The organism is Pseudorhodoplanes sp., from assembly GCF_046289595.1.
GTDB lineage: Bacteria > Pseudomonadota > Alphaproteobacteria > Rhizobiales > Xanthobacteraceae > Pseudorhodoplanes.
The window spans coordinates 1-7978 of the sequence record NZ_JBKBVB010000164.1; the positions used below are offsets into that span (position 1 = coordinate 1).

6 protein-coding genes are annotated in these 7978 nt (G+C 65.2%); 3 read left to right on the plus strand and 3 right to left on the minus strand.

The genetic code is table 11. From position 1 onward, the window contains the following. Positions 1–1435 (plus strand): glutamate synthase-related protein (locus ACK41X_RS21740; RefSeq protein ID WP_409727835.1); only part of this gene is annotated, 1435 nt, incomplete at its 5' end. A gap of 12 nt (positions 1436–1447) precedes the next feature. Beyond that, on the plus strand, positions 1448–2866 hold the full coding sequence (locus ACK41X_RS21745) for a glutamate synthase subunit beta (protein ID WP_409727838.1): 1419 nt from the start codon (positions 1448–1450) through the stop codon (positions 2864–2866). A 10-nt stretch (positions 2867–2876) separates the two neighbouring features. Here ACK41X_RS21745 and ACK41X_RS21750 read toward each other — a convergent pair whose 3' ends face one another. Both ACK41X_RS21750 and ACK41X_RS21755 read right to left on the minus strand, forming a co-directional pair. After that, positions 2877–4310 carry a GDSL-type esterase/lipase family protein gene (locus ACK41X_RS21750; protein ID WP_409727841.1) on the minus strand — a complete coding sequence of 478 codons (1434 nt, stop codon included), beginning with the start codon at positions 4308–4310 and terminating at the stop codon, positions 2877–2879. Between the two features lie 194 nt (positions 4311–4504). Beyond that, a complete protein-coding gene (locus ACK41X_RS21755; RefSeq protein WP_409727844.1) occupies positions 4505–5956 on the minus strand; it encodes a lytic murein transglycosylase in 1452 nt (483 codons plus the stop codon). Positions 5957–6107: 151 nt separating this feature from the next. Between ACK41X_RS21755 and galU the strand changes: the two genes are divergently transcribed. Further along, positions 6108–6995 (plus strand): UTP--glucose-1-phosphate uridylyltransferase GalU, encoded by an 888-nt coding sequence (gene galU / locus ACK41X_RS21760; protein WP_409727847.1) that lies wholly within the window; start codon positions 6108–6110, stop codon positions 6993–6995. A gap of 5 nt (positions 6996–7000) precedes the next feature. Here the strand turns inward: galU and ACK41X_RS21765 are convergent. Further along, a partial coding sequence (locus ACK41X_RS21765) for an outer membrane beta-barrel protein (protein ID WP_409727849.1) occupies positions 7001–7978 on the minus strand: 978 nt, incomplete at its 5' end.

Here is a 7978-nt window from a genome sequence, read left to right on the forward strand (position 1 = left end):
CTCCCCGCTCACCTCGATCAAGCATGCCGGCAGCCCCTGGGAAATCGGCCTTGCCGAGACGCACCAGATACTGGTGGCGAACCGCCTGCGCGGCCGCATCACGGTCCAGGTCGACGGCGGCATCCGCACCGGCCGCGACGTCGTCGTCGGCGCGCTGCTTGGCGCCGACGAGATGGGCTTTGCCACCGCGCCCTTGATCGCGGCCGGCTGCATCATGATGCGCAAGTGCCACCTCAACACCTGCCCGGTCGGCGTCGCCACCCAGGATCCGGTGCTGCGCAAGCGCTTCACCGGCCAGCCCGAGCACGTCATCAACTACTTCTTCTTCGTCGCCGAGGAAGTGCGCGAGCTGATGGCTGAAATGGGCTTCCGCACGTTCGACGAGATGATCGGCCAGATTCAGATGCTGGACCAGCGCGCGGTGATTGCGCACTGGAAGGCCAAGGGTCTCGACTTCTCGAAGCTGTTCACCAAGCCGGTCGCACCGGAGGGGGTGGCGATCTACAATTGCGAACGCCAGGATCACAAGATCCACGATATTCTCGACCGCAAGCTGATCGCGCAGGCGGGCCCCGCGCTCGATCGCGGTGCGCCGGTGAAGATTGCGGCCGAAATCCACAATATCGACCGCTCCGCCGGCGCGATGCTGTCGGGCGAAGTGGCCAAGCGCTACGGCCATGAGGGCCTGCCGGACGACACCATCCATGTGTCGCTGACCGGCACGTCGGGTCAGAGCTTTGGCGCCTGGCTCGCCAAGGGCATCACCTTCGACCTGCAGGGCGAAGGCAACGACTATGTCGGCAAGGGCCTCTCGGGCGGCAAGATCATTGTGCGGCCGACATCCGATTCCGGCATCGTGCCGGAGGAATCCATCATCGTCGGCAACACCGTGCTGTACGGTGCGATCTCCGGCGAATGCTATTTCCGCGGTGTTGCCGGCGAACGCTTCGCCGTGCGCAATTCCGGCGCGGTCGCCGTGGTGGAAGGCGCGGGCGACCATTGCTGCGAATACATGACCGGCGGCATCGTGATCGTGCTCGGCCCGACCGGGCGCAATTTCGGCGCCGGCATGTCGGGCGGCATCGCCTATGTGCTCGATGAGACCGGCGATTTCGAGAAGCTCTGCAATATGGCGATGGTCGAGCTCGAGCCGGTTCCGGAGGAAGAAGAGGCCAATGCCCGCTTCTATCATTCCCGGCACGACCTGGAGACCGCGGGCCGCGTCGAGATCCTGACCGACATGACCCGCTACGACGCCGAACGCCTGCGCTACTATATTGGCCAGCACGCCAAGCTGACCGGATCGACGCGGGCGCAGGCGATTCTCGACAATTGGCAGAGCTATCGCAGCAAGTTCCGCAAGGTCATGCCGCTCGAATATCGTCGCGCGCTCAAGGAAATCGCGGCCGCGCAGGCGCTCGAGGCGGCGGAGTGAGATCGTTCGTCAATGGGTAAGATTACGGGCTTCCTCGAAATCGAACGCGAGGATCGCGATTACGCTCCGGTCGAGGAGCGGATCAAGCATTTTCGCGAATTCGTGCTGCCGCTGCCGGAGAGCGAGACGCGCGAGCAGGCCGCGCGCTGCATGGATTGCGGCATCCCGTATTGTCACAACGGCTGCCCGGTCAACAACCAGATCCCGGACTGGAACGACCTCGTCTATCGCGGCAACTGGGAAGAGGCGGCGCGCAACCTGCTCTCCACCAACAATTTCCCGGAAGTCACCGGCCGCGTTTGTCCCGCGCCCTGCGAGGCGTCCTGCACGCTGAACATCGACGACAACCCGGTCACCATCAAGACCATCGAATGCGCGATCGCCGACAAGGCGATCGAAAGCGGCTGGATCAAGCCTGAACCGGCGCAGCACAAGACCGGCAAGACGGTCGCCATCGTCGGCTCCGGCCCGGCGGGCCTTGCCTGCGCGCAGCAGCTCGCGCGCGCCGGGCACGAGGTCCATGTCTACGAGAAATTCGCAAAGGCCGGCGGCCTCCTGCGCTACGGCATTCCCGACTTCAAGATGGAGAAGGGAATCGTCGACATGCGGATCAAGCAGATGGAGGCCGAGGGCGTCACCTTCCATTACGGCGCGCATGTCGGGGTCAACCTGCCGGTCGAGAAGCTGGTCGCGGAATATGACGCGGTGGCGCTGACCGGCGGCGCGGAGCATCCGCGCGATCTGCCGATCCCCGGCCGCGACCTCGACGGCATCCATTTCGCGATGGACTTCCTGCCGCAGCAGAACCGGAGAGTCTCCGGCGAGCCGCTGAACGGCGTCAAGGAAATCCTCGCCACCGGCAAGCATGTGGTGGTGATCGGCGGCGGCGATACCGGATCGGACTGCATCGGCACCTCGATCCGGCAAGGCGCGCTCTCGGTGACGAATTTCGAGATCATGCCGATGCCGCCGGTGCGCGAAAACAAGGCGCTGACCTGGCCGGACTGGCCCTACAAGCTGCGCACCTCATCGAGCCATGACGAAGGCGCTGTCCGCGAATTCTCGGTGCTGACGCAGGCCTTCGAAGGCGAGAACGGCAAGATCAAGGCGCTGCGCTGCGTACGCGCCGACGACAAGATCAAGCCCATTCCCGGGACCGAATTCACCGTGAAGGCCGATCTCGTGCTGCTGGCGATGGGCTTCGTGCATCCGGTGAAGGACGGCATGCTCGCTTCGCTCGGCGTCGCGCTCGATCCGCGCGGCAACGCGAAGGCCAATACCGAGGACTACAAGACCTCGATCCACAAAGTGTTTGCAGCCGGGGACATGCGCCGCGGCCAGTCGCTGGTGGTCTGGGCGATCCGCGAGGGCCGCCAATGCGCGCATGCCATCGACAAGTTCCTGATGGGATCGACCACGCTGCCGCGGTGAGCGCCCGATCTTACCGGCCGAACAGCCCGAAGAAGAAGCGCGGCGGTCCCTCCGCTGCCGGACGCCGCCAGAAGGTCGGCGCCTGTTGCTGGCGCTGCGGCTGACTCGCAACGCGGGTGCCCGGGGCGGGCGCACCGGGCTTTGCACCCGGCGCCGCGGCCTGCTGGGTCGCCGCCGCAGCAACCGGCGCACGCACGATCGCGAGCGGCGGGCCGGTCGGCGGCAGCGGTTCGGCGGCGACGAGATTCGGCATCCGCGGCGGCCATGACGTATCGTCTGCGCGGCCGGGCTCGCTGCGCTGCGGTTCGCCGCGCACCAGGGTTCGTGTCGCCACTGCATCGAGCACCGGCGCAGCCTTCTCCGGCGGACCGCCGGCAAGTTCTGTCGGTTCCTGCAGCGGCGTGCCCAGCAAAATGACCGGTCCGGCGAGCGGCCGCGCCGCGGGACCGGTCGGCTTCGCCGGCTGCGCCGGTTGCGGGTCGACCGACACATTCGTGAGCGCAGCCGGTATCGGCTCGCGCAGCACGCGCTTCAGGTCGCGCTCGACATAATGCGCAAGCTTGCGGGCGCCGAACCGGGTGAAATGGACGCCGTCCGACGTGCGCAATTGCCGGATCTGGCCGGTCTCGTCCGGACCGCGTTGCATGAAATTGCCGCGCTCGTCGACAAAGCCATCCCAGACATCGACGAAGATCATGCCGGCCTTTTCCACGCGCGGGCGGATGATGTCGTTGAGATACTGCATGTCCGACGTCGACCTCGCGCCGCGGACCGCCGGGATGCCGACCCACAGCACCGGCGCATTCGCCGTCCGCAGCGCCGCGATCATGTCGTCGATCCTGGCGCCGTAGAGCTCTTCCCATCTTTCGCTGCGGAACTCAGCCGGACCGGCCGGCCGGGTCGCGCGTTGCGGCTCGGGGCTCGCGATCGTCGGGGTCTCGTCGTCGCTATTGTCGGCCGGCTTCTGCGTCTGCTGCTGCTGCTGCTGCTGCGCCGGCTGACCGTTGGGCCCGGGCTTCTGCTGGGTCTGCGGCTGCGGTTGCGGCTTCGCGGGCGCCTTCTCGCGAATCTCCAGCCGGTCCTGCAAACCGAGCAGGACGATGACGGCTTGCGGCTTTTCGGCGGCGATCTGCTCGCGCGCCACCTTAGGCCATTCTGCGTCGCTCTTTTGCTCGTAGCGAATCAGGCCGGAAAACGCCCGATGCTTGCGCAGGATGCCGATTTCGGGCGTCTCCGCGAGCTGTTCTTCAAGTCCAAAGGCAAGCCAGTCGGCCATGGAATCGCCGAACACCAGAATGCGGATGGTCGGCGGTGCTTCAGCCTTCTTTGGCGCGGGGGCGGTGGAAAAATCCTGCTGCACCGGCGGTCGCGGCTTCTGCTGTCGCGGCGGGCCGAAAAAGCGGTCGTCGAACGGAAAGAACTGCGCCTGTGCGGGCCAGCTCATTGCAGCCGCCGCGAACGCCAGAGCGCCGAAGCCAATGGCCTTCACCAAGACGTGCTTTCGCGCTGTGTGCCGCCGATTCATCGCGTTCCGTGCCGTCGTGGCCGCGGCTCAAGCCGCCGGGCCACCCGACATTGCATAGCAAAAGAACATGGCAAGGCGAAGGTCGGCGAACCCTTTACCCGGCAATCAAACCGTTAATTTCCGCGCAGCCTTGCCAGCACCGTCACGCTCGGGAACCCGTCAGGCACCAAGCCGGCGCGCGCCTGGAAATCGCGGATCGCGGCCCGCGTTTTCGGTCCGAACCGGCCATCCGGCTGCCCCGCGTCGAAGCCCCGGCGGGCCAGCAATTCCTGCATTTCCCGCCGTTCGTCACGGGTCAGAACGCGCTCGTGCCGCGGCCATTGCTGGGTAAAGGGCTCGCCGCCCCGCAGCCGGTCGGCGAGATGGCCGATCGCCAGTGCATAGGCTTCCGCCGGGTTGTAGCGCATGATCACGCGGAAATTGTTGAGCATCAGGAAGCCCGGCCCCTGGCTGCCGGCCGGCACCATCAGGAAGGCCCGGTCGGATGCGCGCGGGAACGGCCGGCCGCCGGCGCGGCGAATGCCGAGCTGCTCCCATTCGCGAATGGTCATGACCTTGCTGCGGTCCGCCAGCATGAAATTGAAGTTTTTCGGGACCACGACCTCGTAGCCCCAGGTCTGCCCGGTCTCCCAATGATGACGCCGGAAATAATTCGCCGTTGAGAACAGGAGATCGGGAACGGAGCTGGTCAGGTCGCGCCGGCCGTCGCCATCGGCATCGACCGCATAGGTCTTGTAGACCGTCGGCATGAACTGGGTCGGCCCGAAAGCGCCGGCCCAGGAACCTTTCATGCGGTCCGGATGCACGTCGCCGCGATACAGGATTTCGAGGGCGGCCAGAAACTCGTTACGGAAATAGTCCTGGCGGCGGCCGATACAGGCGAGCGTCGCCGTCGATCGCAGCACCGGGCGCTCGCCCATCATGGTCGAATATTTCGATTCGATGCCCCAGATTGCGGTGATGACATAGCGGTCGACGCCGTAACGGGCCTCCATCGCATCGAACACCGCCTTGTGCGCGGCCAGCAGCTCACGGCCGCGCTGGATGCGCTCTTCGCCGACCAGCCGGTCCAGATAGTCCCAGAATGCGAGGGTGAATTCCGGCTGAGCGTCGACCAGATCCATGATCCGCAGATCGGGAGTGAGATCGCGGGTCATGGCATCGAAGGCCTGCTTCGGAATGCCGCGCCTGGATGCGGCCGGATAAAGCCGCTGCAGGCAGCCCTGGAAATCGGCAGCGGCGGCGCGGATGGCGTCGGAGGTCATCAGCGGATGGCCGGACGCGCCGTCCTCGCCGCTCCATTGCGGGCCGTTGGCCTGCGCGAAGGCGCGCCGCGACCGCGCCTGAGCCGGACTTTGCGGCGCCGGACCTGCGGCCGCACGCGCCGGGGCGACCGCCGAGGGAGGCGGCGTCTGCGGGATCGATGCGGTCGCGGCGACCATCGCGCGATCCTCCACCGCACCGCCGGCACAGCCGGTCAGTGCCGTCGCGAACGCCGCCGATAGCCACAATCGCGACACACTTCCCCACCGACAGGCCATCGCAGCCTCACGCAACCGCACCATGAAACAATCCGCGTCCTATGGGGAACGGATAGGGTTGCCAGACCATTAATAACATTCACAAATCCGTGGAGGATTTGCGATGTTCGGGGGGTGTTTTGCCGCACCCGCGTGCTAACACCAATCCGGTCTCTCCTCTTTCTCCGGTTCCCCTATGAAGCCTATTCGTAAAGCGATTTTCCCGGTGGCCGGGCTCGGCACCCGTTTTCTCCCCGCCACCAAAGCGATGCCGAAGGAAATGCTGACCGTGGTCGACCGCCCGCTGATCCAGCACGTCGTGGACGAGGCGCGCGAGGCCGGGATCGAGCATCTGATCTTCGTCACCGGACGCAACAAGTCGGTGATCGAGGATCATTTCGACCGGCAATTCGAACTCGAAGTCACGCTCAAGGAGCGCCACAAGAAAAGCGAGCTGAAGCTGCTCGATCAGGACACGCCCGCGGCCGGCACCACGAGCTTCACCCGCCAGCAATCGCCGCTCGGCCTTGGCCATGCGGTCTGGTGCGCGCGCGAGATCGTCGGCAACGAGCCGTTTGCCGTGGTGCTGCCGGACGTTCTGGTGCAGAACGAGCCGGGCTGTCTGGCGCAGATGGTCGCCGCCTACAACAAGCAGAAGAGCAGGGCCAATCTCATCGCGGTCGAGGAAGTGCCGATGGACCGCGTGCACATGTATGGCATCGTCGGCGTCGAAAAGGATTCCGGCAAGAACGCCGGGAAGGCGGTTGCGATCACCAAGATGGTGGAGAAGCCGAAACGCGAGGATGCGCCATCGAACCTGTCGATCACCGGCCGCTATATCCTGCAGCCGGAGATATTCGGCATTCTGGAAAACCAGCAGACCGGCGCCGGCGGCGAGATCCAGCTGACCGATGCCATGATCGCGCTCGCCAAGACCCAGCCGTTCTACGCGGTCAAGTTCGAAGGCCGTTCCTTCGATTGCGGCTCCAAGCTCGGCTTCCTCACCGCCAATGTTGCCTATGCGCTGAAGCGCAAGGACATCGCGCCGGAACTGCGCGAAGAGCTGAAGCAGCTGCTGGGATAGACCTGCTACCGCTGCAGCCTGAGCCCCACGGTGACGATATTCGTGGTGTAGTCCTGCCCCTCGACGGTGGACTTTAGCCGCTCCTGCCGGGCTTCTGCCTTGAAATGCAGCTCGCGGGTCGCCTTGTAGATCAGGCTGGTGGCGAATGTGTAGCGCTCGTCCTTGCGGTCTGAGCCCTCGTATGTGTCGGTGCCGTAGCCGAGCGTGACATTGCCGATCAGCCACCGCCGGAAGGCGTGGTCGATGGCGAAACCGAAATCGCGACGCAGCGCACCGGCAACGCCCGGCAGCACGGATTCGTCGACTGTCGTGGCCGCGGTTGCCTTCAGCGTGGTCAGCGGCGTTGCGTAATAGGTCAGCGACGCATCGATCAGCGGGGCGCGGATGGTCGGAAAAACCGTATCGGCATATTTGCGCTCCAGCATGCCGGCCGAGACCTCGCCGACCAGATAGCGCGACAATTCGAATTGCGAACCGGCCTTGATGGTCCAGCCGTCCGAATTGCGCGCAACGCCCGCGGCGTCGTTCTCTTGATCGTGGCGGCGTTGATCGATGCCATATTCCACGAATGGCTTGATGCCCGGCAGCGTCTCGTAGGAGGCGCGCAGCCTGACGCCATACTGGTTATAGTTGCGGTCGCGCAGATCGAGCAGCGTCCCGTTGTTCAGCTCGGCATCGCCATAGACGGTGCGGTCGATGCTGCCCTTCAGCGACAATTCCAGCCGGTTGAAGCTGTGGGTGAAGCCGGCGGTGCCGCCGGCCACGGTATAGAGCGGCGGCTTGGCCACATCGGCCGGAAGGTTGGGATCGCCCGGATTGTCGGCGAGAAGCGCAAACCGGCCTTCGACATCCGCCTTGGTCTGCTTGGTGATGTCGAGCCGCCCGGTGCCCTTAAGATTGATGTCGGGCTTGTTCAGATTGTCGAGGTTGTTGTCGTTGTACCAGATGTAGCTGCCGCGCAGATCGGCTGTCACTTCGTGACG